Below are 24,367 nucleotides of genomic sequence, written 5' to 3'. Positions count from 1 at the left end.
CACGTTCCGCTCCGACGGCGGGCATGGCCAGAAGTGGACGTTCAACGGATGTTTATTGACGGACGGCATGCTGGGCGCATGCTGACGAACACCACCACCGAGGACGCACTCGCCTGGCAGGACACGGCCCTGTGCGCCCAGACCGGTCCCGAGTTCTTCTTTCCCGCGCCCGGCAGCTCGACCCGCGACGCGAAGCGGCTCTGCTTCGCCTGCGAGGGGCGGGTCGCGTGTCTGGAATACGCCCTCGCCAACGACGAGCGCTTCGGCGTCTGGGGAGGACTCTCGGAGAACGAGCGCGACCGGCTGCGCCGCTCCGGCCGCGAAAGCGCCTGACCGGGGCCGACGGGAAGCCGCGGAGCCACGGCAGCGGCGGGACTCGCGGGAGCACTCTCGTGCGGGATCAGATCCTCAGGCAGCCGGGAGGCGGAAGGTCTTCCCGTACACCCGCCACTCCAGAGGGGTGGTCAGCTCGAAGTTGCCCTCGTCGAGGAACCTCATCTGCATGCCGTCGATCCGGGAGGTGTCGCGCCCGGTGCGCTTCGCCAGGATCGCCTTCTTGCTCGCGTCCAGGAAGATGTCGAGGTACTCCTCCTCGTCACCGCCCTCGGCCACCGTGTCGGCGTCCGACAGAGCCGCTTCCCTGATGCCGTAGAAACCCGTCGCGCTGGTGTCGGGTCCGTGCAGCACCATCGCGTCGTAGTAGATGTACTGCCCGAGCGGTCCCAGCCCGTCGAGCTTCGCCTGCCGGACGGCCGGCTCGAAGTAGAGGCGGTCGCGGGTCTCCTCCTGTGCCGCGCGGAACGCCTGGTCCTCGGAGGCCAGCTTCCAGGCGTCGGTGAACCCGGGGTCCAGTCCCTCGTGCGACCCGGAGCCGTTCACCTTGCGCAGTGCCGGCAGGAAGGACGCCAGCGGGTTGTCCGGGTGCCCGGCGGTGTAGCGCTCCACGAGGTCGAGCATGTCGCTGGTGCCCGAGCAGAAACCGACGATCCCGGCGGTGTAGCCCAGGCCGTCCCCGGTGTCCTCGATCGCGCCGTACCGGCTTCGCCAGTCGAGCGTGGCGCTGTTCGCACTGGAGACCAGCTCCGACGCGATCTCCTTCATCGCCGGATCGGCGAGCCCCGGAGGCTGCTCCGCGATCTCCGCGTCCTCCTCGGCGCGCAGGTCCGCAGCCGACTGCTTCTCGTTGCTCGCCGACGGCTGCCCGGTGTCGGAGGGAAGTTCGTCGCCGGAACCCCCGAAGACCAGGGAGAGGACGATGATGACCGGGACGCCGATGACGGCGAGACGTATCGCAGGTTTCACGCCGCACAGTGTAGGCGGCTCACAGGAAACCCACTGGTCACCCCTGACCCGGGGCGACCGGGGCGCATGTGTGGGGTCATCCTCCCGGAGCGTCCGCCCCCGCCCTCCCGACCACCCTCTGATCACGTTCGGTAAAACCGTGGCCCGATCCTCGTCGGTGCACGGCAGAATCCCCCCATGACCGACAACCGGCCGCTGGTACTGGCCTGCGCCCTGCTCGACAGCCTCGACCCGCTTCCGTACCCCGCCCGCATGCGGGAACTGGCGGACCGTGTGCGGCGGCTGGTGGATGCGGGTGACCTGCGGCCGGTGCTGGAGGAACTGGAGGACGGTGACCCGTACGAACGCGGCGTCGCGGTCCTCGCGGCGGCGATGGGCGGCGACCGGGAGTGGGTGGCCCGGCGCATCGACGACGAGGACCCCTTCGTCCGGGGCCAGGCGCTGCGGGTGGCGGACGGGCTGGGCGTGCCCGACGCGGTGTTCGAGGAAGCGATGGCCGACGCCCCGGCCGCCGTACGGCTCCAGCTGATCCGGGCGGTCGTCGCGGGGCGCCGGACCGGGCTGGCCGACCGGCTGGTCGTCTCCCTGCGCCGTACCTGGGGCGACGCGGAGGCGGCCCGGATACTGCCCGGCTGCTCACCCGAGGTCGTGGCGGCGCTCCTGCCGGAACTCTTCCACGCCCTCGCCCGCTGGTCCTCGCTCGGGCGGCGCCACCCCGGCCCCCTCCTCGACCACGCGGAGCGCGAACTCGCCGCGCTCCCCGAGGACCTGCGCGCACCCTGGTGGCAGCGGCACGGACACGACCGAGCGGTCGCTGCAGCGGCCGGCCGGCTGCCGTACCGCGTCCTCGACCTGCTGGAGAAATACCCGCTCGCCCGCCTCCCCGTCGCCCTCCACAGCAGCCTCGGCCCGCTCGTCACCGCCGACCCGGGACGCTTCACCGGCCTGTTTCTCGGCCCGGGGCGCACCGAGTTCCCCCGCCACGGCGTCCTCAGCACCACCCTGCTGAAACGGCTGGCCCGGACCGCGCCGGAAGGGCGGCTGGTCGCACTCGGCAGGGTCCTCGGCGAGGACTCCGCCACCCTCGCGCGGCTGCTGCGCGCCCTGCCCCCCGGCCGGCGGGAGTCGTTCCACGCGTCCGTCACCGACCCGGACGGCACCGGGGCCGCCGGTATCCCCGTCGATTCCGCCGTGCTCGACGCACTTCCCCGCCGACGGGTCGCCGCGACGGCCCGGCGCATGGCCTCCTGGGCCCGCGAACACGGCGAACCCTGGGACACGGTTCTGCTCGCCGAGTCCTACCTGCCCGCCGAAGAGGTGCGCGAACGCCTGCTCACCGCCGTCCGCAGGCCGGCCGCCGACGACCGCGCGACGGCCTGGCGCCTGCTGGTCCGCAACGCGGGACGCTCCGGCGAACCCGCCACCGTGCATGCGGTACTCGACGACATGGGGCGGCTGCGCAACGAACAGGAACCCGTGCGCACCGCCGCGCTGCGCGCCCTGCTCGACACCCCGCCCGCCCTCTTCACCGCCGCGTCCGAGCCGCTCCTCGACCGGATCGCCACCGACGCCGTCGAGGCCCGCGACTCCTCCTCCGCCACCCGCTCCGCGCTCGGCTCCCTCGCCGTGGCCGTCCTGCGCGAACACGCCGCCACCGGGAGCCGGACCCTGGTCAGCTGGTCCCTGCGCACCCTCGTCCGGCTCTCCGGCTCCACCGGCGGCGCCGACCTCGGACGACTCGACCGCAGCCTGCGCAAGGGCCAGGAACACCAGGTGTTCGAAGCGCTGCGCACCTGGCTGGAGGCGGGCGCCGAGAAGTCCGACTACGGCCTCGTGCTCGCACTCGCCCGGGCGGCCGGACGCCGCGCCGAGGGCATGGCCGAACTCCAGGACTTCCTCCGCCAGGCCGTCCTCTACGGTGACGCCCCCACCGCGCGCGCGGCGATCACTCTGTACCTGGCACGACCCGGGCCCCGCGACACGCGCGTCGAAGAGATTCTGGACCGGGACCGCTCCGCCGTCGTGATCCCGGCCGTGTGGCGGGCCGTCGCCGCACGGCGCACCGATCTGCTGGACGGCGTGCTCGGCGGACCGGTGCCGTCCGGCAGATTCGCCACCCGCGAGGCCGACCGCACGGTACCGGTCGGACGCGAGACCGTGCGCTGGGTGCCCCGCCAGCAGAAGGCCGCCCTGCGCGGACTGGAGAGGACGGCCGACGACGCCTTGCTGCCCCAGTGGACCCGGGTCGCGGCCGTCGCGCGGCTGGCCGCCGTACCGGGAGCGGGTACCGCCGCCCTGCGCGTGAGGGCCGCCTCCCCGGACGTGGTCCTGGCCGAAGCGGCTCTCGCCGCCCTCGCCCGGACCGACCGCCCCGCCGACGCGCTGGACGAGCTGCTCGCCCACGCCGGCGGAGACCGGGCACGGGTCGCCGCCTTCGCGGCGAGCGAGGTGACGCGGTACGTCCGCCCGTCCCGGCTGACCGGAGTGCTGGCCGCGCGGACCGCGCCCGGTACCGGAAAGGTCACCAGCCGCAAGGAGATGGTGCGGCTCGCCGCCGCCCGGCTGCCCCTGGAGCGTGCCGCCGAGGCGGTCGCCGGTGCCTACGCCGAACCCGGCCAGCACCCCGACGTACGGGCCGCCTGCGTCGCCTTCGCGCCCCGACTGCTCGGCTCGGAACGGATCTGGGAGGTGCTGGCAGACGCCGCGGGCAGCGACACGGCGGTGCTGCGCGGGGCCGTACTGCGCACCGCCCCCTCCGGGTTGCCGGAACGGCACCGGGCCAGGTTCGCCCGGCTGGTCCAGGAGGTGAGCACCGCCGCGGATCCCGAGCAGAGCGCCGCCGCCCACCGGGCGCTGGCCCAGTGGCTGCCCTGGGCTCCCGGGGCGAGCGAGGTGTTGCTCGCCGCAGTGACCGACCTCGACCGCCGGGGTGGCTGGACGGCCGCGGCCGACGCCCTCACCGCCGTGGCGGCGGCGAGCCCCGAGGCGGCCGACGCCCTCAACCGTACGTTCACCATGCTGGCCACCGACGACACGGCCGACGACGCGGGCGCCGACCGTGACCGGCCGGGCCGCCAGCGCCTCGTCCACATGGTGCGGGCGCTGTCCGGGAAGCACGCACCGCCGACCGAGGCGGAGCGCGCCCTGCTCGTCGGTGCGGCGGACCGCCTCGCAGGACACCGCGACACCGTCCCGCAGGCCGCCGCCCTGCTGGTCCGGGCGATCGACGCGTACACCGACGCGGACCGGCTGCACGCGGGCCTCGTCCGGCTCGCCGCCCTGCACGACGGGCGGCCGGCACTCGCCGCCAGGACCGCCCGCACCCTCCTCGGCCGTCTCGTATACGCGCGCCGGTACGGAGGCGGGGACCCGGAGGTCCTCCTCACGGTGGCGGGCCGGCTCAGCGCGAGGGGCGGCGACTCCGCGCAGGGGCTGTTCGCCGTCGCGCTCACGGTGGCAGGCGGCCGGCGCACCGAGTGGACCGCCCCCTGGCGCACCCAGCTGCGGATACTGCGCCAGCACGCGGCGGCGGACGTCCGGGACGCCGCGTACGAGGAGTGGACCGCGCCGGAGTGAGGCCCGGCGCGGGAGGGGCGTACCGGCGGACGGTACGCGGGCCTCAGCGCCCGCGCGCCGCCATGCGGACCTTGCGGGCCGCGAGCTTCTCGTCGAACTTCGAGGCCTCGCTGTCCAGGCCGCCCATGTACAGGCCGAGCTCCTCCTGCGCCTGGAGACCCTCCGGGCCGAGCCCGTCGATGTCCAGGACCTTGAGGTAGCGCAGCACGGGCTGGATCACGTCGTCGTGGTGGATGCGCATGTTGTAGATCTCGCCGATCGCCATCTGTGCGGCTGCCCGCTCGAAGCCGGGCATGCCGTGTCCGGGCATCCGGAAGTTGACGACCACGTCCCGGACGGCCTGCATGGTGAGGTCCGGGGCGAGCTCGAAGGCGGCGCCCAGGAGGTTCCGGTAGAACACCATGTGCAGGTTCTCGTCGGTGGCGATGCGCGCGAGCATCCGGTCGCATACCGGGTCGCCCGACTGGTGGCCCGTGTTGCGGTGCGAGACGCGGGTGGCCAGTTCCTGGAAGGCGACGTACGCGACGGAGTGCAGCATCGAGTGCCGGTTGTCGGACTCGAACCCCTCCGCCATGTGCGCCATCCGGAACTGCTCCAGCTTGTCCGGGTCCACCGCGCGCGAGGTCAGGAGGTAGTCACGCATCACGATGCCGTGGCGGCCCTCCTCGGCCGTCCAGCGGTGCACCCAGGTGCCCCAGGCGCCGTCGCGGCCGAAGAGCGAGGCGATCTCGTGGTGGTAGCTGGGGAGGTTGTCCTCGGTCAGCAGGTTCACCACGAGGGCGATCTTGCCGATGTCCGTGACCTTCGACTGGTCCGGGGCCCACGCCTCGCCGTCGTCGAAGACGCCCGGGAAGTTCCGGCCGTCGGAGAACGGCACGTACTCGTGGGGCATCCAGTCCTTGGCGACCTTGAGATGGCGGTTGAGCTCCTTCTCCACCACCTCTTCCAGCGCGTACAGCAGCTGGGCGTCGGTCCACGCCTTCGAACTGCCGAGGTGGGGAGAGGTGATCGTCACGGGGGCTCCTGGGGACGGGAGATTTACCTACGGCTTCGTAGGTTACGTGTCCGTAGGTTAAGGCCCGGTAAGCCCCCCGCCAAGCCTGGCCGGTGTCAAAGCCGCACTCCGGGGCCTTCCGGACGGGTTCCGGGCCGGCCACGCGGGGGCCTGGACGGCTCCGGGCGGGCCGGGGCGGGCCGGTCCGTGCCCCCGCTCACCGGCTGTCGTCCAAGAGCTCGGCCAGGGCCCGGTCGAGGTCCAGATACCGGTACTCGTCGCCCGTCGGTACCAACTCCTGTACGCGCCCCAGGAACCGGCGCACCTCCGAGGTGCGGACGTGCACCATCGCGACCCCCTCCGCCGCATGGAACTCGAGCACGGTCCGCTCCTCGCCGAAAGGCCGCACCCGTACGTCCCCGACCCCGGCGGGCTCGTCCACGCCCCGGGCCAGCAGGTCCCGGGAGAACTCCCACGAGACCTCGGTCCCCTCCAGGGTGGCCCGGGCGGGAAACGCGATCCGGACGGCGTACGGATTCTCGCGGTCGTACCGCAGCGTGGCGGCCAGCGTCGCCATCCGCGGAACGGCCGCGACCATGCGGGCCTGTACGGGCTGCTCGATAAGGCTGGACAAGACCTGCTCCCTCGCACGGCTGGACGAACGGACTCCGGCACTGGAGTAGACGACGGAACGCCGCGATCCGTGCACCGACCCGGGGCGTGAGGTGTGTCACCGCCGATTCCCCGGGTGCTGATCAACTGCCCGGGAAGCGCCTGCCCATCCCGGGCCGGGGGACCCGGTTGGCCAGGCACGACGGCGCCGGGGCGCTCCGGACGCGACCGGCCGCCCGGTCTCCCCGCCACGGGGACAGGACCCGCGAACGTCCCATCGGCGGAGAGTCGTGACATCGCGGTACGCCTCGGGCGGAAAGCCCCGCAGGACGCCGGCCGTCCCGCCGTCCGAGGTGCCGCGAACCGTGCCCGTCGCGCCGGGACCCCGTTCCGGTGCGCCCGGAGCCGCGGCGGCCCCCACCTGTCGCCGGTCGCGCCTGCCGCATGCCGCGGCAACCGAACGGTCTTCGGAAGCCGCGAACGATCAGCACACGTCGAGCAATCCGTGTCTCCGCACGACCTCCAGCGACAGGCTGCGGTAGCCGACCGTCCCGAAGAGCACGGTCAAAGTCCGGTCCTCCTCGCTCATCACCGACCCCTCCCCCCAGTGCGGGTGCCGGACCCGGGTGCCGGGGTGGAAGGGGTGGTCACCCCCGGCAGCCGGCTCTTCGGGCGGGGCGGGTATCCGCCCTCCGGTACCGGCCAGGACCGCCGGACCGGGTGCCACGCCTTCCCGGGACAGCTCGGCCGCTTCGCACACGTCGCAGGAGCCGCACCCCTCGGACTCGCCCTGGACCTGTCCGAAGTAGCCGAGGAGGAAGCGGCGCCGGCAGCCGGTGGTCTCCGCGTAGCCACGCATCATGTCCACCCGGGAGCGTTCGAGCTGCTGGTGGGCGTCGCCCAGTTCGACCGCCTGCTGCGCGGCGTGGGCCGGGTCCATGCCCGGGGCCGGTTCCACGTCGCCCCGCCGGGTGGTGTGTACCGCGTCGACCTGTTCCAGGAGGTTGACGACCGCCGTCAGCCGGCTCGCCGTCAGGTGCGTTTCGGCCCGCAGGTCACCGGGGTGCACGGGGCCCTCGTGCTCCGCCAGCGTGCGCGCCACCTGGGTGACGGTGTCCGGATCGGGGCGGCCCGCCGAGAAGAAGCGCTGCAGGCCGAGGTCCTGCGGCCGGTACGCGAGGATCGCCCGGGACTGCTCGCCGTCGCGTCCGGCCCTGCCTATCTCCTGGTAGTAGGCGTCCAGGGACCCGGGGACCGACGCGTGGAGCACGAAGCGCACGTCCGGCTTGTCGATACCCATCCCGAACGCGGACGTCGCCACCACCACGTCCAGCGAACCCGCCAGGAAGCGGTCGTGCACGTCGCCGCGCTCCTGCGCGGGGAGTCCCGCGTGGTACGCCGCCACGTCCAGCCCCAGCAGGCTCAGCTCGTTCGCGTACTCCTCGGCCTCGCGCCGCGTCGCCGCGTACACCAGCCCCGGTTTGGGTTCCGCCGCGGCGCGCTCGACCACGGCCCGCGCCTTGACGGCCGCGTCCCGGAACGGAATGACCTCCAGATGGATGTTCGGGCGGTCGAAGCCGGTGACGACCTCCCGCACGTCCCGCATCCCCAAGTGCGCGACGATGTCGGCCCGCACGGGGGCGGCGGCGCTGGCCGTCAGAGCGAGCACCGGAGGCCGCCCGATCCGCCGGAGCACCTGGCCGAGCCTCAGGTACTCGGGCCGGAAGTCGTGGCCCCAGGAGGACACGCACTGCGCCTCGTCCACGACGAACAGCGCCGGCTTCGCGGCCGCGAGCTGCTCGACCACCTCGTCCTTGGCCAGCTGCTCCGGGGCGAGGAAGAGGAAGTCGACGTCCCCCGCGCTGATCCTGTCCCAGACCGCGGCGTTCTCGTCCCCGGACTGCGTCGAGTTCACCGCCGCCGCGTCCGTCCCCGTGCGGCGCAGCAGCCCCTGGACCTGGTCGCGCTGGAGCGCGACCAGCGGCGACACCACGACGGTCGGGCCCGGAAGCAGCACCCCCGGAACCTGGTAGACGGCCGACTTCCCGGCGCCCGTGGGCATCACCACCAGGGTGTCGCGCCGCTCCATCACCGCTTCCATCGCCATCAGCTGCTCCGGTCGCAACCGCTCCCAGCCGAACACGTCCCGCGCGACGTCCTGAAGACGACACGAATCAGCGGCCACCATGACACTCCTCGACGTCGAGCCGGGCAGAACCCGCGAGCCGGGGTTCTCCGTGGCCTCCTCGTACCCCGCCCGACGCGCGGCAGGCAGTGTGAGGCCGCCCCGACGAGTCGGCCGTCGGCCGGCGCCGATCCGCCACCCGGGACAGCCCTTAGACTCGGCGGCCATGACGACGTTCGCCGTGCCCGCCGACGCCACCGAGGCGCGTGCCCTCCAGGACCGCCTGCGCGACCGGGTGGTGGCCGAGGACTCCGGACCGGTGCCCGGAACCGGCCACGCCACCGGGGTGGACGTCGCCTACGACGACGAGCGGGACCTGGTCGTGGCGGCGGCCGTGGTGCTGGACGCCGCCACCCTCGACGTGGTCGCCGAGGCCACCGCCGTGGGCCGCGTCACCTTCCCGTACGTCCCCGGGCTGCTGGCCTTCCGGGAGATTCCCACGGTGCTGGCCGCACTGGAGTCGCTGAGCGCCGACCCCGGCCTCGTCGTCTGCGACGGATACGGGCTGGCGCACCCTCGCCGGTTCGGACTCGCCAGCCATCTCGGGGTGTTGACCGGACTGCCCGTCATCGGCGTCGCCAAGAACCCGTTCACCTTCGCCCACGAACAGCCCGGTCCGAAACGCGGCGACTCCTCACCCCTGCTGGACGGTACGGAGGAGGTCGGCCGGGCCCTGCGCACCCGGAGCGGTGTCAAAGCGGTCTTCGTCTCCGTGGGGCACCGCACCACACTGGACACCGCCTGCGCCCACACCCTGGCGCTGACCCGGGAGTTCCGGCAGCCCGAGACCACCCGCAGGGCCGACGCGCTCTGCCGCCGCGCGTTGCGGGAAGCGGCCGGCTGACGGGGAAGCCCTCCGCTTCCGGCTCCCTTCCTCCCGGGGCCCGTCCGCTTTTCGGGTCGGACCGCCTTTCCGGCCCGTCCGCTTTTCCGGCCCGTCCGCTTTTCCGGCCCGTCCGCTTTTCCGGCCCGTCAGCGCCGGGCCGCGACCCGGAAGTCCAAGCCCGAGGCCCTCAGCCGCTCCAGCAGGGCATCTCCCATGGCCACCGCCGTGGTCACCTGGCCCGCGGTCTCCGGCAGGTCGTCCAGGGCGAGGCAGAGGGCGGCCTCGCCGAGCATCCGCGCCGTCTCGTCGTACCCCGGGTCACCGCCCGAGACCTCGGTGAAGACCCGACGGCCGCCGCCCTCGCCGACGAACCGGACGGTGAACCGGCTCCGCTTCCGGCGCTCCTCACCGGGTCCCTCTCCCGGACGGTAACGAGACGTCAGCCACGCGCGAACGGGCGGGAGTTGGGATGCCACGACCAGGCCCATCAGGCCCGTCGTGCCGCCCAGCGCGACCGGTAGACGCTTCACGGAGGCGAAGTGCCGGTAGCGGAAGTCGGGGCCGTAGCACTCCAGTGTCCGCGCCGAACGGCCCACGATCTGCGGGTCCACGGTCGGCAGCGGCAGGGCCCAGGTCCCGGTCTCCCCGCTGAAGTGCGGCGCCCCGAGCGGGGTTCGCACGCGACGGCCGGTGAGCCGGGGCTCGCGTGCCCGGCGCTCACGGGCGGCTGCCAGCATCTGCGGTCCCCGGCCCATCGCGTGCACCGCCGAGGCGAACGTCCCCCCGGAGAACCCGGCGTGGGTACGGACGAAGGCGTCGACCGTGAGCGGTACGCCCGCCGGCAGCTGCCGGACGGTGAAGTAGGCGCCGAGGTCGTGGGGTACGGAGTCGAACCCGCAGGCGTGCACCAGGCGCGCCCCGGACTCCCGGGCGGTCGCGTCGTGGCCGAGCCAGGTCCGGTCGATGAACTCGGCCTCGCCGGTGAGGTCGGCGTAGTCCGTACCCGCCCGCGCGCAGGCCGCGACGAGCTCGTTTCCGTGGATGAGGAACGGGCCGACCGTGGTGGCCACCACCTTCGCGGACAGGGCGAGTCCACGGAGTGCTGAGGGGTCCCCGGCATCGGCGACGAGAACCGCCGGTTCCGGACCCGTCCCGGCGAGTTCCCCGCGCAGCCGTTCCAGCCTCTCCCGGCTCCGCCCGGCCAGCGCCCAGCGCAGGCCTTCGGGGGCGTGCGCCGCGAGATACGCGGCGGTCAGGGTGCCGACGAATCCGGTGGCGCCGTACAGGACGACGTCGTAGGGGCGTTCCGATCCGTGATGCCTTTTCATACGTGCCTCCGACGGGGCCGGCTCCAAGTGGGTGGCCGCCGAGAGTAGACCCGCGACCCGGGCCCGTGAACCACTCCGGTCGCGCGGGCACCGCCGGGTGACGCGTGGCATTCGGCGCGGAACGGCGCGTGACGGTGCACCATGGGAAGCGCAGAAACTAAGCGGTCGCTCTGCCGAAAGGCTTGTGCGGAGCGACGGTCGTTCTTAGCATCGTCGATGTTACATCGGTTGTGTCACACCGCTGGGGGCTTGATGGCTGCGACGGGGAACGGCCCTCTCTCGGGAGTGCGGGTGGTCGAACTGGCGGGCATCGGCCCCGGCCCGTTCGCCGCGATGACGCTGGCCGACCTCGGCGCGGACGTGGTCCGGGTCGACCGGCCCGGTGGCGCGGTGCTCGGCATCGACCCGGCCCGCGACCTGACCAACCGCAACAAGCGCTCCGTCCTGCTCGACCTCAAGACGGAAGCGGGCGCCTCGGCCGTCCTCGCTCTCGTCGAACGCGCCGACATCCTGATCGAGGGGTACCGCCCCGGGGTCGCCGAACGGCTCGGGGTGGGCCCCGACGCCTGCCTCGGCCGCAACCCCCGGCTCGTCTACGGGCGGATGACCGGCTGGGGCCAGGACGGCCCGCTCGCCCAGCGCGCCGGGCACGACGTCGCCTACCTCGCGCCCACCGGCACCCTCTCCATGATCGGCCGTCCCGGCGAGCCCCCGGCCGTCCCGGCCAACCTGCTCGGCGACTACGCGGGCGGCTCGCTCTACCTCGTCGTCGGCGTGCTGGCCGCCCTCCAGCACGCCCGTACCCCCGGCGGGAGCGGGCAGGTCGTGGACGCGGCGATCGTCGACGGCGCCGCCCACCTCGCCACGATGATCCACGGCATGCTGGCGGCCGGCGCCTGGCAGGACCGGCGCGGCTCCAACCTCCTCGACGGAGGCTGCCCCTTCTACGGCACGTACGCGACCTCGGACGGCGAGGCGATGGCGGTCGGGCCGCTGGAACAGCGGTTCTACGACGAGTTCGTGGCGCTCCTCGGTATCGCCGACGCGGTACCGGACCGCGCGGACCTCGCCCGGTGGGAGGAACTGCGCACCGCGGTGGCGGCCCGGTTCCGTACCCGTACCCGGGCCGAGTGGACCGAGGTGTTCGAGGGCACCGACGCCTGCGTCGCCCCGGTCCTCTCCCTGCGCGAGGCCCCGGGGCACCCGCATCTCGCCGCCCGCGCCACCTTCGTGGAGCACGCCGGGATCACCCAGCCCGCCCCTGCCCCGCGCTTCTCCGCCACCCCCACCGCCGTACGGAGCGCCCCCGCCCTGCCCGGCACCGGCACCGAGTCGGTGGCGGCCGACTGGGACGTACCTGAACTGCTCGGCGAGCCGCCGAAGGAGGCGTCGTGACGCAGGACGCCCCGCGCACCACGGCCACCGGCACCGTGCCGGACCGGCCGGTCCGCACCGATCCGAAGCCACCCCAGGAGGCCCGGTGAAACGGCAGATCTTCGCCGCCGAGCACGACGCGTTCCGTGAGACCGTCCGCACCTTCCTCGCCAAGGAGGTCCTGCCGCACTACGAACAGTGGGAGCGGGACGGCATCGTCTCGCGCGAGGCATGGCGCGCGGCGGGGCGGCAGGGGCTGCTCGGCCTCGCGGTCCCCGAGGAGTTCGGCGGGGGCGGCAACGACGACTTCCGCTACAGCGCCGTACTGGCCGAGGAGTTCACCCGGGCGGGCGTCAGCGGGCTCGCCCTCGGCCTGCACAACGACATAGTCGGGCCCTACCTGACCGGGCTCTCCACCCCGGAGCAGAAGCGGCGCTGGCTGCCGGGCTTCTGCTCGGGCGAGATCATCACCGCGATCGCCATGACCGAACCGGGGGCCGGCTCCGACCTTCAGGGCATCCGCACGACCGCCGAGGACCGGGGCGACCACTGGCTGCTCAACGGGTCCAAGACCTTCATCTCCAACGGCATCCTGGCCGACCTGGTGGTCGTCGTCGCCCGCACGTCGCCGGAGGGCGGCGCCAAGGGGCTCTCGCTGCTGGTGGTCGAACGCGGCGCGGCGGGCTTCGAGCGAGGCCGCAACCTGGAGAAGATCGGCCAGAAGTCCCAGGACACCGCCGAGCTCTTCTTCCACGACGTCCGCGTCCCCAAGGAAAACCTCCTCGGTGAACGCGACGGCGGATTCCTCCACTTGATGACCAACCTGGCCCAGGAGCGCATGGGCATCGCGGTCGCCGGGATCGCCGCCGCCGAACACCTGCTGGAGATCACCACCCGGTACGTCAAGGAGCGCGAGGCGTTCGGCCGGCCGCTCGCGAAGCTCCAGCACGTCCGCTTCGAGATCGCCGAGATGGCCACCGAGTGCGCCGTCACCCGCACCTTCCTCGACCGGTGCGTCGTCGAGCACGCGGAGGGGACGCTCGACGCGGTGCACGCCTCGATGGCCAAGTGGTGGGCGACCGAACTCCAGAAGCGGGTGGCCGACCGCTGTCTCCAACTGCACGGCGGATACGGCTACATGGCGGAGTTCCCGGTGGCCAGGGCCTTCACCGACGGACGCATCCAGACGATCTACGGCGGCACGACCGAGATCATGAAGGAGATCATCGGCCGCTCCCTGCTGTCCTGAGCCCGTTCCCCGCCGTCCTGATCCCCGGACGTCCGCACGCACCCGGACATATCGAAATCCCGCCCCCCGAAAGGCTGTTGTCTTGAGTACCGAAGCGTTCGTCTACGACGCGATCCGCACCCCGCGCGGTCGCGGCAAGGCCAACGGTGCCCTGCACGGCACCAAGCCGATCGACCTGGTCGTCGGCCTCATCCACGAGATCCGCGCCCGCTTCCCCGGACTCGACCCGGCGGCCATCGACGACATCGTCCTCGGCGTCGTCAGCCCGCTCGGCGACCAGGGCTCCGACATCGCCCGCATCGCGGCCATCGCGGCGGGACTCCCGGACTCCGTCGCCGGGGTCCAGGAGAACCGCTTCTGTGCTTCCGGCCTCGAAGCCGTCAACCTCGCGGCCGCGAAGGTCCGTTCGGGCTGGGAGGACCTCGTCCTCGCCGGCGGCGTCGAGTCCATGTCCCGCGTACCCATGGGCTCCGACGGCGGCGCCTGGGCGATGGACCCGATGACCAGCTTCGAGACCGGCTTCGCCCCGCAGGGCATCGGCGCCGACCTCATCGCCACCGTCGAGGGCTTCTCCCGCCGTGACGTCGACGAGTACGCCGCCCTCTCCCAGGAACGCGCCGCCGAGGCGTGGAAGGAAGGCCGCTTCGGCCGTTCCGTGGTCCCCGTCAAGGACCGCAACGGACTCGTCGTCCTCGACCACGACGAGCACCTGCGCCCCGGCACCACCGCCGACTCGCTCGCCGCCCTCAAGCCCTCCTTCGCCACCATCGGCGAACTGGGCGGCTTCGACGCGGTGGCCCTGCAGAAGTACCACTGGGTCGAGAAGATCGACCACGTCCACCACGCGGGAAACTCCTCCGGGATCGTGGACGGCGCCGCGCTCGTGGCGGTCGGCTCGAAGGAGGTCGGGGAGCGCTACGGCCTCACCCCGCGCGCCCGGATCGTCTCCGCCGCCGTCTCCGGCTCCGAGCCCACCATCATGCTCACCGGACCCGCCCCCGCCTCCCGCAAGGCGCTCGCCAAGGCCGGACTGACCATCGACGACATCGACCTCGTCGAGATCAACGAAGCGTTCGCCGGAGTGGTGCTGCGCTTCGTCCGGGACATGGGCATCGGCCTGGACAAGGTCAACGTCAACGGCGGAGCCATCGCGCTCGGTCACCCGCTCGGCGCCACCGGCGCGATGATCCTCGGCACCATCGTCGACGAACTGGAACGGCGCGACCTGCGGTACGGACTCGTCACCCTCTGCGTGGGCGGCGGCATGGGCGTCGCCACCGTCGTCGAACGCGTCTGACCGGCCCCGTCCCCCGCCACGCCCGCCTGCCTACGGAGAAGACACCCCATGACCGAGAGCACGACCATCCGCTGGGAAGAGGACGGGACCGGCGTCGTCACCCTCGTCCTCGACGACCCCGACCAGTCCGCCAACACGATGAACCAGGCCTTCACCCGGTCCGTCGCGGCCGTCGCCGACCGCGCCGAGGCCGAGAAGGAGAACATCCGCGGCATCATCGTCACCTCCGCGAAGAAGACCTTCTTCGCCGGGGGAGACCTCAAGGAGATGATCAAGGCCCGGCCCGAGGACGCCCAAGCCGTCTTCGACACCGGGATGGGCATCAAGCGGGCCCTGCGCCGCATCGAGACCCTCGGCATCCCGGTGGTCGCCGCCATCAACGGCACGGCGCTCGGCGGCGGTTACGAGATCGCGCTCGCCTGCCACCACCGGATCGCCCTGGACGCCCCGGGCTCCCGCATCGGTCTCCCCGAGGTCACCCTCGGCCTGCTCCCGGCGGGCGGCGGTGTGACCCGTACCGTACGCCTGATGGGCATCGCCGACGCGCTGCTCAAGGTGCTGCTCCAGGGCACCCGGTACACCCCGGCCCGCGCCCTGGAGAACGGCCTCGTCCACGAAGTGGCCGCCACCCGCGAGGAGATGCTGGAGAAGGCCCGCGCCTTCATCGACGCGCACCCCGAGTCCCAGCAGCCCTGGGACGTGAAGGGGTACCGGATTCCCGGCGGCACTCCGTCCAACCCCAGGTTCGCCGCCAACCTCCCGGCCTTCCCCGCCAACCTCAAGAAGCAGATCGCCGGGGCCCCGATGCCCGCGCCCCGCAACATCCTGGCGGCGGCCGTCGAGGGCTCGCAGGTCGACTTCGAGACCGCGCAGACCATCGAGGCCCGGTACTTCACCGAGCTGGTCACCGGGCAGGTCGCCAAGAACATGATCCAGGCGTTCTTCTTCGACCTCCAGGCCGTCAACTCCGGCGCCAGCCGACCCGAAGGCGTCCCGGGCCGCACGGTCCGCAAGGTCGCCGTGCTCGGCGCCGGCATGATGGGCGCCGGCATCGCCTACTCCTGCGCCCGGGCCGGAATCGAGGTCGTCCTCAAGGACGTCACCACCGAGGCCGCCGCGAAGGGCAAGGCCCACAGCGAGAAGCTGCTGGCCAAGGCGCTCTCCCGAGGACGCACGACCGAGGCCGCCCGCGACGAACTGCTCGCCCGGATCACCCCGACCGGCGACCCCGCCGACCTCGCCGGATGCGACGCCGTCATCGAGGCCGTCTTCGAGGACACCGCCCTCAAGCACAAGGTCTTCCAGGAGATCCAGGACATCGTCGCCCCCGACGCGCTGCTCTGCTCCAACACCTCCACGCTGCCCATCACCGTCCTCGCCGAAGGCGTCACCCGCACCGCCGACTTCGTCGGGCTGCACTTCTTCTCGCCGGTCGACAAGATGCCGCTGGTCGAGATCATCAAGGGCGCGGCCACCGGCGACGAGGCGCTGGCCCGCGCCTTCGACCTGGTCCGCCAGATCAAGAAGACCCCGATCGTGGTCAACGACTCGCGCGGCTTCTTCACCTCGCGCGTCATCGGCCACTTCATCAACGAGGGCGTCGCGATGGTCGGCGAGGGCATCGAGCCCGCCTCCGTCGAACAGGCCGCCGCCCAGGCCGGCTACCCGGCGAAGGTCCTCTCCCTGATGGACGAGCTGACCCTCACCCTGCCCCGCAGGATCCGCAACGAGACCCGGCGCGCGATCGAGGAGTCCGGCGGAACCTGGGCCCCGCACCCTTCCGACGCGGTGGTGGACCGGATGGTCGAGGAGTTCGAACGGCCTGGACGCAGCGGGGGCGCCGGGTTCTACGAGTACGACGAGTCCGGCCGGCGCGGCGCGCTCTGGCCGGGGCTGCGCGAGCACTTCGGCAAGGCCGGCCACACGATCCCGTTCGAGGACATGAAGGAGCGGATGCTCTTCTCCGAGGCCCTGGACAGCGTCCGCTGCCTGGAGGAGAACGTCCTCGTCTCGGTCGCCGACGCCAACATCGGCTCCATCATGGGCATCGGCTTCCCCCCGTGGACCGGCGGCGTCCTCGGTTACGTCAACGGGTACGAGGGCGGCCTGCCCGGTTTCGTGGCCCGCGCCCGCGAACTCGCCGAACGGTACGGAGACCGCTTCCTGCCGCCCGCCCGGCTGGTGGAGATGGCGGAGCGGGGCGAGACCTTCCACGACTGAGCCGAATCCCGGGAGGTGGTCCGCCCCGCGGCCGGCCACCTCCCGGGCGTACGGTCACGACGCCTGGAAGGCGGCGCGCAGTTCGGCCGTCAGCGACCGCTGGAACGCGGTCACCAGGGCCTGCAACACCAGCGGCTGCATGTGGGCCGAGAGCGACTTCATCGCCGACACGTGCTCCGGGTCCGCCTCCCGCTCCCGGTACGGACTCCACACCTCGTCCCGGAAGAGCCGGGTCAACTCCGCCGCGGCCGACCGGGTGTGCTCCAGCATGACGGTATGCGCCCTGAGGATCGTCTCGTGCGCGATCGGTACGTCCAGCAGCTCCACCCCGAGCATGAGCAGCCCCGGATCGACCCGGTGGACGCCCTCGGGCGACGGGGCGCCCCCCTCCGGCCCGTCCCGCAGCACCCCCATCGCCGCCAGCCGGTCGAGATCCTCCGCGGTGAGCGGCCGGCCCGCCCGCCGCTCCAGTTCCGGGCCGGTCATCTCCTCGACCCCGTCCGGAGCCCAGGACGCCACCAGCGCCCGGTGGATCGCCAGATCGTGGGCGCTGAGATCCTCCGGCAGCTGCTCCAGATACCGTTCGATCGCGGCCAGCGTCATTCCCTGGCGCTGGAGTTCCTCGATCAGCGCCAGCCGCGACAGATGACCGTGCCCGTAGTGTCCCACCCGGCGCGGGCCGATGACCGGAGGCGGCAACAGCCCCCGGGTGCTGTAGAAACGCACCGTGCGCACGGTCACCCCCGCCCGGGCCGCCAGCTCGTCGACGGTGAGGGTCGGCTCCTCGGGCGCGGTCGCCATGTCTGCTCCTCGGTGCCCGGAGACGTCCGGATCGTTCCTGACCGACCCGGTGCGGCGATCAGGTGCAACAGTATTGCTGTCTCACCACTGTGGTGAAACCCTCGCAGGGGCCGTTGTCGGTGGGTGCCCGTACGGTGGGCGCATGTCGGGGATCACTTATCTGAAGGGCGACGCCACCGCCCCGCAGGCCAAGGGCGTCAAGCTGATCGTGCACGTCTGCAACGACCTCGGCGGCTGGGGCAAGGGTTTCGTACTGGCCCTCTCGCACCGCTGGCCGGAGCCCGAGGCGGCCTACCGCCGGTGGCACCGCGGCCGCGCGGGTAACGACTTCGCGCTCGGTGCCGTCCAGTTCGTCCACGTCGACCCTTACGTGTGGGTGGCCAACCTGGTGGGCCAACGCGGAATGCGCAGGGGGAGCGGCGGCGTACCCGTACGGTACGAGGCGATCGACACCGGCCTGGAGACAGTGGCCGTGCGCGCCGCCGAGCTGGGCGCGTCCGTCCACATGCCGAGGATCGGCTGCGGACTCGCCGGCGGTACGTGGTCGCGGGTGGAACCGCTCATAGAACGGCGGCTGGTGAGCCGCGAGCTCTCCGTCACGGTGTACGACCTCGGGTGAGCCCCAGCGGTCCGTGGGCGCCGGGGGGATCGGACCGTGATGCCGGCGCGCCTGGGCGCCGACCCCGTCCGTCGCGAGGCGTTCCCCGGTGGGAGACAGAGCGGCGAGGCATGTCTCTTCGTAGCACCGACGGTTAAGCTGGCGCGGGGGCAGCGACACGGGGAGAGCTCATGACGGTACCGGCGGCCGGCGAAGAGGCGCTGATGACGAGGGCGCTCGAAGAGACGCCACCCTCGGACGAGTTGAGCGAGCAGATCCTCGACGCGGCCCGTGAACAGTTCATGACCTTCGGGCTGCGCCGCTCGACCGTCGACGACGTGGCCAGGCGGGCCAAGGTGTCCCGGGTCACGGTCTACCGGCGCATCGGCAACAAGGATGCCCTGGTCGCCGCGTGTCTGCTGCGCGAGTACCGCCGCTTCGTCGGCGAGGTGGACGAGGCGGTGTCCGAACTGCCCTCGGTGGAGGACCGGTTGGTCACCGGGTTCGTGGCGGTGCTCCGGCACGTGCGCGAACATCCCCTCATCGGCGGTCTGCTGAGGCTGGAACCGGAGGTCATGCTGCCCTTCCTCACGGTGGACAGCGGTCCCGCGTTCCTCGCCATGCGTGACTTCCTGACCGACCGCCTCCAGCACGCCCAGCGGATGGAGGGCCGGCCGGCGACGGACTCGGCGCCGGTCGCGGAGGTGATGGTGCGCATCACCGTCTCCTTCCTCCTCAACCCGCTGAGCTGCTTCGAACTCGACGACGACGAGCAGGTGGCGGCCTTCGCCCGCCGCTGCCTCGTCCCGCTCCTCACGGCCGGGTGAGCCCTTCGGACCGGCTCGCGCCGGGCCGGGGCGCGGGGCGAGCGCCGGGTGCCGAACCCGGCGAGACCTCCGGCATCTCGTCCGGCAGCGGCTCGACCGGCCGGTTCTGCGCCCAGTGCGGCCCCAGATCGTCGAGCCGGTAGCCGAACGGGTAGCTGCGCGGCCGGGGCCGGGAGGGCAGCCATCCGGGCCTGGCGGGCAGTAGCCGTACCCCGTGTGAACGGGCCCGCACCGCGCGTACCGCCAAGGCCCGGAACCAGCGGGGCTGCGGGGTGAACCCCAGGGCCCGCAGCAGCGGTTCGTCCAGGAGCGCCAGGGCGAAGCGGGCGACCAGCGGGCGCAGCGGGGACGGGTACCAGCTCGTCATCGTCCGTAAGGTGGCGGTCGCGACCCGGCGGTTCGCCGGGGCCGGGGCGAACATCTCGGTCTCGTACGCGTCGAGCAGCGCTTCGAACTCCGCATAGGTGGCGGGGACCGATGCGATGCCCATCATCCGGCCCATGTTCCGGCCGACCTCGGCCAGGGCCTGCACCTCCTGCCGGCACAGGGGGCGCCAGCCGAACCGGTCGATCCAGCGCTTCGGTCCGACGACGGTGGTGGCCAGGACGTAGAGGTAGTCCTCGTTGGGGATGCGGTAACGGCCGTGGATGCGGTTGAGATGGCGGGCGGCGGCCCGCCCGCGCTCCGAGTCGAAGCCGTCGGCCGCCATCTCGTAGCCGATCAGCACCGTGTCGTCGTAGCGCCTCTGCCCGTTCCGCTCGAACTCCTGGGTGCGGTCGAGCGTCACGGAGATGCGGGGGACGCCGAAGTCGCGGAGGAACGCGACGCTCACGCCCTGCCGGTAGTCCCAGGGGAACTCGTACTGGGACATCAGCCTGAGGATCTCGGCGCAGTCCCGCACCGGGTCCATCCGGCGAATCGCCCTCAGGCGGCTGTAACGGCCCATGATGTGCACCCTCCTGCGGATATGTGCGGTTCATCGTGCCGACCCCGCTCCCCTGGCATGCGCGTCCAACGCCGCTGAGAAGAGCGGCAGTTGACGTGGAAGGGGTTCCCGGAGTCAATGTTACAAATACTATTGACTTGTTTCATCGAGGCGTCAACGGGCCGAGTCGAATCGGCGGCAGGGGCCCACCGCCGCCGCGTCGGCGCACCGCTCGCATACTGGAAGCAGTACACGTACGGGCACCCTGTGAGCAGGCGCGGCGTCCGCCCGTCCGTCGCACGTCCGCCCGTCCGCCGATCGCCGGGAGTATCCGAATGAGCAGCCAGGGAAACGGGCCGCCGGACCCCGTACCGCCTCCGCCCGGAGGGGTGCTGTGGAGCCTCGCCGGTGACGTCCGGGGGCTGCTGATGCTGCCCGCCGCCCTCACCCTCCAGGTCGCCCACCCCGCCGTCGGCGCGGGCGTCGACGAGCACTCCGTCTTCCGCACCGACCCGTGGGGGCGCGGCGAACGGTCCCTGCGCTCGCTCCAGCTCTGGGTGTACGGAGGCGAGGAAGGCGTGGCGGAGGGGCGCCGGCTGCGCGCCCTGCACCGCACCATCCAGGGCACCGACTCCCGAGGGCGCCGCTACCACGCACTCACCCCGGCGAACTACGCGTGGGTGCACGCCACCGGCTTCCCGGTCTACCAGCACGCCTCCCGCTACCTCGTGCGCCCGCTCACCGAAGCCCAGGAGCGCGCGCTGTACCGGGAATGGCTCCAGGTCGGCCGGGTCCTCGGCATCCACGACCGGGACATGCCGCAGACGATCGAGGAGTTCTGGCCCTACTACCGCAAGGTGCTCGCCGAGGAACTGGAGTGCAACGCGGTCGTCGGGGAACTGGTCGCCACCGACCGGCCCGTACCTCCGCCCGACCGGGGGTCCCTGCTCCTGCGGCTGGTCGCGCGAGCGCTGTGGCCGGTGATCCTGCCTCCACTCGCCCGGTTCCGCTCCTTCCTCACGGTCGGCCTGATGCCGCCCGACGCACGTGCCGCGATCGGGCTGGAGTGGACCCCGGCCCAGGAGCGGCGGTTGCGGCGCTTCGGCGCGGTCGTCCGTCGCGTGGTGCCCGCCCTCCCCGAGCGGCTGCGGTATCTGCCCATGGCCCGAGAGGCGCGTCGCGCCGCCCGTACGGGGGCCGGGAACGGGTAGCGAGAGGCGGACCGGCAGGTGAATACCGGGAGAGGGGGACGGTCACCGCTCGTGGGTCCCGCAAGTCTCACTCCACGTGTGGTACTGCCTACAGGGAGTGATTCCGCGCTTCCGAAAGGTGCCCCTACGTGCCGCAGGACGACCAGAGACCGGAGAATCTGCCCGTCACGGCGGATCTTCCCCAAGATTCGCGGCTCGGGCGGAAGCCCACCACCGACCGGGTGGTCTTCGGAGTCACCGCCGTGCTCACGCTCGCCTTCGTGCTCTGGGGCTCGCTCGCCACCGACTCGCTGGAGAGTGTCTCCACCGATCTGCTCGAAGGCCTCATCCACAACGGCGGATGGGCCTTCATGCTCGCCGCGTCCGGCTTCGTGGTCTTCGCGCTGTGGCTGGCGATCAGCCGCTACGGGAGGATCTCGCTGGGGCAGGAGGGGGAGGAACCGGAGTTCCGGACCGTCTCCTGGGTCGCGATGATGTTCAGCGCCGGCATGGGCATCGGCCTGATGTTCTACGGGGTGAGCGAACCCCTGGCCCACTTCACGGACCCGCCCCCCGGAACCCGCCCCGCCGACGAGGCCGAGGCGATGCAGACGGCGATGGCCACCACCCTCTTCCACTGGACTCTGCACCCCTGGGCGATCTACGCCGTCGTCGGGCTCGCCATCGCGTACAGCACCTACCGCAGGCGCCGTCGGCAGACGATCAGCGCCGTCTTCGAGCCGCTCATCGGGGAGCGCTTCTCCCGCGGAGGCTTCGGCCGGTTCATCGACATCCTCGCGATCTTCGCGACGCTCTTCGGCTCCGCCGCCTCCCTCGGCCTGGGCGCGCTCCAGATCGGCAGCGGCTTCCACGAGCTGAACTGGCGGGAGAAGACGGGCACCGGCCTGCTGGTCGCCATCATCGCCGTGCTGACCGTGGCGTTCGTCGCCTCGGCCGTCTCCGGGGTGGAGAAGGGCATCCAGTGGCTGTCCAACATCAACATGGTGCTCGCCCTGATCCTCGCCGTCTTCGTGTTCGTCGCGGGCCCCACGATCATCGTGCTCGACCTGCTGCCCACCTCCATCGCCGAGTACTTCCGCGAACTGCCCCAGCTCGCAGGACGCACCGAGGCGACCGGTGAGGGCGAGGTCGCCGACTGGCTGAGCTCCTGGACGGTCTTCTACTGGGCGTGGTGGATCTCCTGGACGCCCTTCGTCGGCATGTTCATCGCCCGCATCAGCCGGGGCCGGACCATCCGGCAGTTCATCGGCGGAGTCATCCTCGTGCCGAGCACCGTCAGCCTCGTCTGGTTCGCGATCTTCGGCGGGTCCGCCATCCGGCTCAAGGCCGCCGGCAGGCTCGGCGGCGCCGACACCCCGGAGGCGCAGCTCTTCGGCGTGCTCAAGGAGTTCCCGGTCGCCACCCTGATGAGCGTGCTGGTGATGATCCTGGTCGGGATCTTCTTCGTCTCCGGCGCCGACGCCGCCTCCATCGTGATGGGCACCCTCTCGCAGAAGGGCGTGCTGGAGCCGCACAAGTGGGTGGTCGTCTTCTGGGGCGTCGTCACCGGTGCGGTGGCCGCCGTCATGCTGCTCATCGGCGACGGCGAAGGCGACGCGCTGGCCGGACTGCAGAACCTCACCATCCTCGTCGCCGCGCCCTTCACGATCGTGATGGTCGGCATGTGCGTCTCCCTCATGCGGGACCTGCGCCAGGACCCGCTCATCGTCCGTCACGAATTCGGCGTCGAGGCGGTGGAGAGCGCGGTCATCCAGGGGCACGCCAAGTACGACGGCGACTTCGAGATCCGGATCGGCCCCGGGAGCGAGGTCACCGAGGACCACCGCCATGTGCACGAGGACCCGGGACCCGCGTCCCCGCCGACAGGAGACTGAACGAGGAGCGGTGACGGTACGGACAGGCGGTACGGGTACCACGTGCGCGGCGGGCCGGTACGGACAGGGCGGTACCGGTCCACCCGTGCACGGCGGCGCCGACCCGGGTGGCCGGGCCCGCGCCGCGTAGGGCTCAGCCCACCAGCCGGGCCGCCTCCCGTGCGCAGCCCCAGGCGACGGTGACCCCGGCGCCCCCGTGCCCGTAGTTGTGGACCACCCGGCCGCCGCCCGGCAGGGCCTCCGCCTCGATCCGTACCCCCGCGTCCCGCGCCGGGCGGAGCCCCACCCGGTGTCCGAGGACCCGGGCCCCCGCGATCTCGGGCCGTATCCGCGCGCACCGCGCCACGATGCCCGCCGCGACGCGCGGGTCCGGCTCCGTGGACCAGTCGTCGTCCTGCGCCGTCCCGCCCAGGACCAGCCCGTACGGCTGCGGGAACACGTACGTCGTCCAGCCCGTCGCCGGATCGGGAGCGGCACACCACTCGGTGATCCCCGGGTTCTCCACCAGGACGAGCTGGCCCCGCACCGGACGCATCCCCTCGTCCGGCGCCAGCGCCGCCGCCCCCAGCCCGGCACAGTCGACCACCACCTCCGCCTCGGCGGCGGCCTCCCCGAAACCGCTCACCGTACGCCGCTCGACGCTGCCACCGGCCGCCAGGAGTCGCCGCTCCAGCCAGGCCAAGTGGTCGGGCATGCTGATCAGCGGAAGCGTCACCCGCAGCCCCTCCGCGACCTCCACCGCGCCCCGCAGCCGCGCCGCCCAAGGGCCCAGCCCGGCCAGCCGCTCGCCCAGATGGAGCCCGGCCACCATCCGTACCCCGGTCTCCTCCGGGTCGGCCGCCAGCTCCTCGTGGACGGCGAGCGTCTCCAGGGCCCAGTCGCCCACCGACCGGGCCGGCTCGATCCGGTACGGCCACCACAGGGCACCCGCCACCGCCGATGTCGTGTCCCCGGCCGCGTCCCGCGACCAGACCCGCACCCGGTGACCCCGTTCGGCGAGCACCACCGCCGTGGTCAGCCCGCTGACCCCACCGCCCACCACGATCACGTCCGGCATACCGCCACCCCCGTCGCTCCGCCCCCGTACCCGCACGCTGTCACCCCGGAAGCTAACCGACGGCCCGGCCTCCAGGACAGAGCGCGGTGGATCATGGCCGGGGCACGGTCC

The 24,367-nt window shown here is 72.4% G+C and carries 19 protein-coding genes; 11 read left to right on the top strand and 8 right to left on the bottom strand.

The window, feature by feature from the left end:
* The first annotated feature begins 78 nt into the window (after window positions 1-78).
* The gene (locus OHT52_RS01385; RefSeq protein WP_328718239.1) at window positions 79-333 is read left to right on the top strand and encodes a WhiB family transcriptional regulator; all 255 of its coding nucleotides are present in this window, start codon (window positions 79-81) and stop codon (window positions 331-333) included.
* Between the two features lie 75 nt (window positions 334-408).
* On the opposite strand, the gene OHT52_RS01380 is transcribed toward OHT52_RS01385, so the two are convergent.
* Window positions 409-1,101 carry a chitosanase gene (locus OHT52_RS01380; RefSeq protein ID WP_443046757.1) on the bottom strand — a complete coding sequence of 231 codons (693 nt, stop codon included), beginning with the start codon at window positions 1,099-1,101 and terminating at the stop codon, window positions 409-411.
* Window positions 1,102-1,479: 378 nt separating this feature from the next.
* Here OHT52_RS01380 and OHT52_RS01375 point away from each other — a divergent pair, with 378 nt between their 5' ends.
* Entirely contained in the window at window positions 1,480-4,878 is a 3,399-nt protein-coding gene (locus tag OHT52_RS01375) for a hypothetical protein (protein ID WP_328718236.1), read from the top strand.
* A gap of 43 nt (window positions 4,879-4,921) precedes the next feature.
* Here OHT52_RS01375 and OHT52_RS01370 read toward each other — a convergent pair whose 3' ends face one another.
* The 3 genes from OHT52_RS01370 to OHT52_RS01360 all read right to left on the bottom strand — a co-directional run bounded on the left by OHT52_RS01370 (window position 4,922) and on the right by OHT52_RS01360 (window position 8,672).
* A complete protein-coding gene (locus OHT52_RS01370) occupies window positions 4,922-5,893 on the bottom strand; it encodes an acyl-ACP desaturase (RefSeq protein WP_328718235.1) in 972 nt (323 codons plus the stop codon).
* 196 nt (window positions 5,894-6,089) lie between these two features.
* Window positions 6,090-6,506: an SsgA family sporulation/cell division regulator gene (locus tag OHT52_RS01365; protein WP_328718234.1), complete on the bottom strand. Its 417-nt coding sequence runs from the start codon at window positions 6,504-6,506 to the stop codon at window positions 6,090-6,092.
* Between the two features lie 462 nt (window positions 6,507-6,968).
* On the bottom strand, window positions 6,969-8,672 hold the full coding sequence (locus OHT52_RS01360; protein ID WP_328718233.1) for a RecQ family ATP-dependent DNA helicase: 1,704 nt from the start codon (window positions 8,670-8,672) through the stop codon (window positions 6,969-6,971).
* A 163-nt stretch (window positions 8,673-8,835) separates the two neighbouring features.
* On the opposite strand from OHT52_RS01360, the gene OHT52_RS01355 reads away from it, so the two are divergent.
* Window positions 8,836-9,513, top strand: coding sequence for an endonuclease V (locus OHT52_RS01355; protein WP_328718232.1), 678 nt, complete (start codon window positions 8,836-8,838; stop codon window positions 9,511-9,513).
* 128 nt (window positions 9,514-9,641) lie between these two features.
* On the opposite strand, the gene OHT52_RS01350 is transcribed toward OHT52_RS01355, so the two are convergent.
* Complete coding sequence (locus OHT52_RS01350; protein WP_328718231.1) at window positions 9,642-10,823, bottom strand: saccharopine dehydrogenase family protein; 1,182 nt, start codon at window positions 10,821-10,823, stop codon at window positions 9,642-9,644.
* A 252-nt stretch (window positions 10,824-11,075) separates the two neighbouring features.
* On the opposite strand from OHT52_RS01350, the gene OHT52_RS01345 reads away from it, so the two are divergent.
* The 4 genes from OHT52_RS01345 to OHT52_RS01330 all read left to right on the top strand — a co-directional run bounded on the left by OHT52_RS01345 (window position 11,076) and on the right by OHT52_RS01330 (window position 16,963).
* Complete coding sequence (locus OHT52_RS01345; RefSeq protein ID WP_328718230.1) at window positions 11,076-12,218, top strand: CaiB/BaiF CoA transferase family protein; 1,143 nt, start codon at window positions 11,076-11,078, stop codon at window positions 12,216-12,218.
* A gap of 85 nt (window positions 12,219-12,303) precedes the next feature.
* On the top strand, window positions 12,304-13,446 hold the full coding sequence (locus OHT52_RS01340; RefSeq protein WP_328718229.1) for an acyl-CoA dehydrogenase family protein: 1,143 nt from the start codon (window positions 12,304-12,306) through the stop codon (window positions 13,444-13,446).
* An 82-nt stretch (window positions 13,447-13,528) separates the two neighbouring features.
* Complete coding sequence (locus OHT52_RS01335) at window positions 13,529-14,743, top strand: acetyl-CoA C-acetyltransferase (protein ID WP_328718228.1); 1,215 nt, start codon at window positions 13,529-13,531, stop codon at window positions 14,741-14,743.
* A gap of 48 nt (window positions 14,744-14,791) precedes the next feature.
* Window positions 14,792-16,963 carry a 3-hydroxyacyl-CoA dehydrogenase NAD-binding domain-containing protein gene (locus tag OHT52_RS01330; RefSeq protein WP_328718227.1) on the top strand — a complete coding sequence of 724 codons (2,172 nt, stop codon included), beginning with the start codon at window positions 14,792-14,794 and terminating at the stop codon, window positions 16,961-16,963.
* Window positions 16,964-17,017: 54 nt separating this feature from the next.
* Here OHT52_RS01330 and OHT52_RS01325 read toward each other — a convergent pair whose 3' ends face one another.
* Window positions 17,018-17,764 (bottom strand): MerR family transcriptional regulator, encoded by a 747-nt coding sequence (locus OHT52_RS01325; protein WP_328718226.1) that lies wholly within the window; start codon window positions 17,762-17,764, stop codon window positions 17,018-17,020.
* Between the two features lie 142 nt (window positions 17,765-17,906).
* On the opposite strand from OHT52_RS01325, the gene OHT52_RS01320 reads away from it, so the two are divergent.
* Both OHT52_RS01320 and OHT52_RS01315 read left to right on the top strand, forming a co-directional pair.
* Entirely contained in the window at window positions 17,907-18,383 is a 477-nt protein-coding gene (locus tag OHT52_RS01320) for a macro domain-containing protein (RefSeq protein WP_328718225.1), read from the top strand.
* Between the two features lie 170 nt (window positions 18,384-18,553).
* On the top strand, window positions 18,554-19,189 hold the full coding sequence (locus OHT52_RS01315) for a TetR/AcrR family transcriptional regulator (protein WP_328718224.1): 636 nt from the start codon (window positions 18,554-18,556) through the stop codon (window positions 19,187-19,189).
* Here the strand turns inward: OHT52_RS01315 and OHT52_RS01310 are convergent.
* On the bottom strand, window positions 19,176-20,135 hold the full coding sequence (locus tag OHT52_RS01310) for an oxygenase MpaB family protein (protein ID WP_328718223.1): 960 nt from the start codon (window positions 20,133-20,135) through the stop codon (window positions 19,176-19,178). The two genes, OHT52_RS01315 and OHT52_RS01310, sit on opposite strands and share 14 nt — an antisense overlap.
* Window positions 20,136-20,449: 314 nt before the next feature.
* On the opposite strand from OHT52_RS01310, the gene OHT52_RS01305 reads away from it, so the two are divergent.
* Window positions 20,450-21,325 carry an oxygenase MpaB family protein gene (locus tag OHT52_RS01305; RefSeq protein WP_328718222.1) on the top strand — a complete coding sequence of 292 codons (876 nt, stop codon included), beginning with the start codon at window positions 20,450-20,452 and terminating at the stop codon, window positions 21,323-21,325.
* A 128-nt stretch (window positions 21,326-21,453) separates the two neighbouring features.
* On the top strand, window positions 21,454-23,199 hold the full coding sequence (locus OHT52_RS01300; protein ID WP_328718221.1) for a BCCT family transporter: 1,746 nt from the start codon (window positions 21,454-21,456) through the stop codon (window positions 23,197-23,199).
* Between the two features lie 133 nt (window positions 23,200-23,332).
* Here the strand turns inward: OHT52_RS01300 and OHT52_RS01295 are convergent, their stop codons facing one another.
* Window positions 23,333-24,256 (bottom strand): FAD-dependent oxidoreductase, encoded by a 924-nt coding sequence (locus OHT52_RS01295; protein ID WP_328718220.1) that lies wholly within the window; start codon window positions 24,254-24,256, stop codon window positions 23,333-23,335.
* Window positions 24,257-24,367 lie beyond the last annotated feature (111 nt).

Origin of the sequence: Streptomyces sp. NBC_00247, from assembly GCF_036188265.1 — a bacterium.
Taxonomy (GTDB): Bacteria; Actinomycetota; Actinomycetes; order Streptomycetales; family Streptomycetaceae; genus Streptomyces.
Note: the sequence above shows the minus strand (reverse complement) of the source record. Positions and strands in the feature narration are given on the sequence as shown.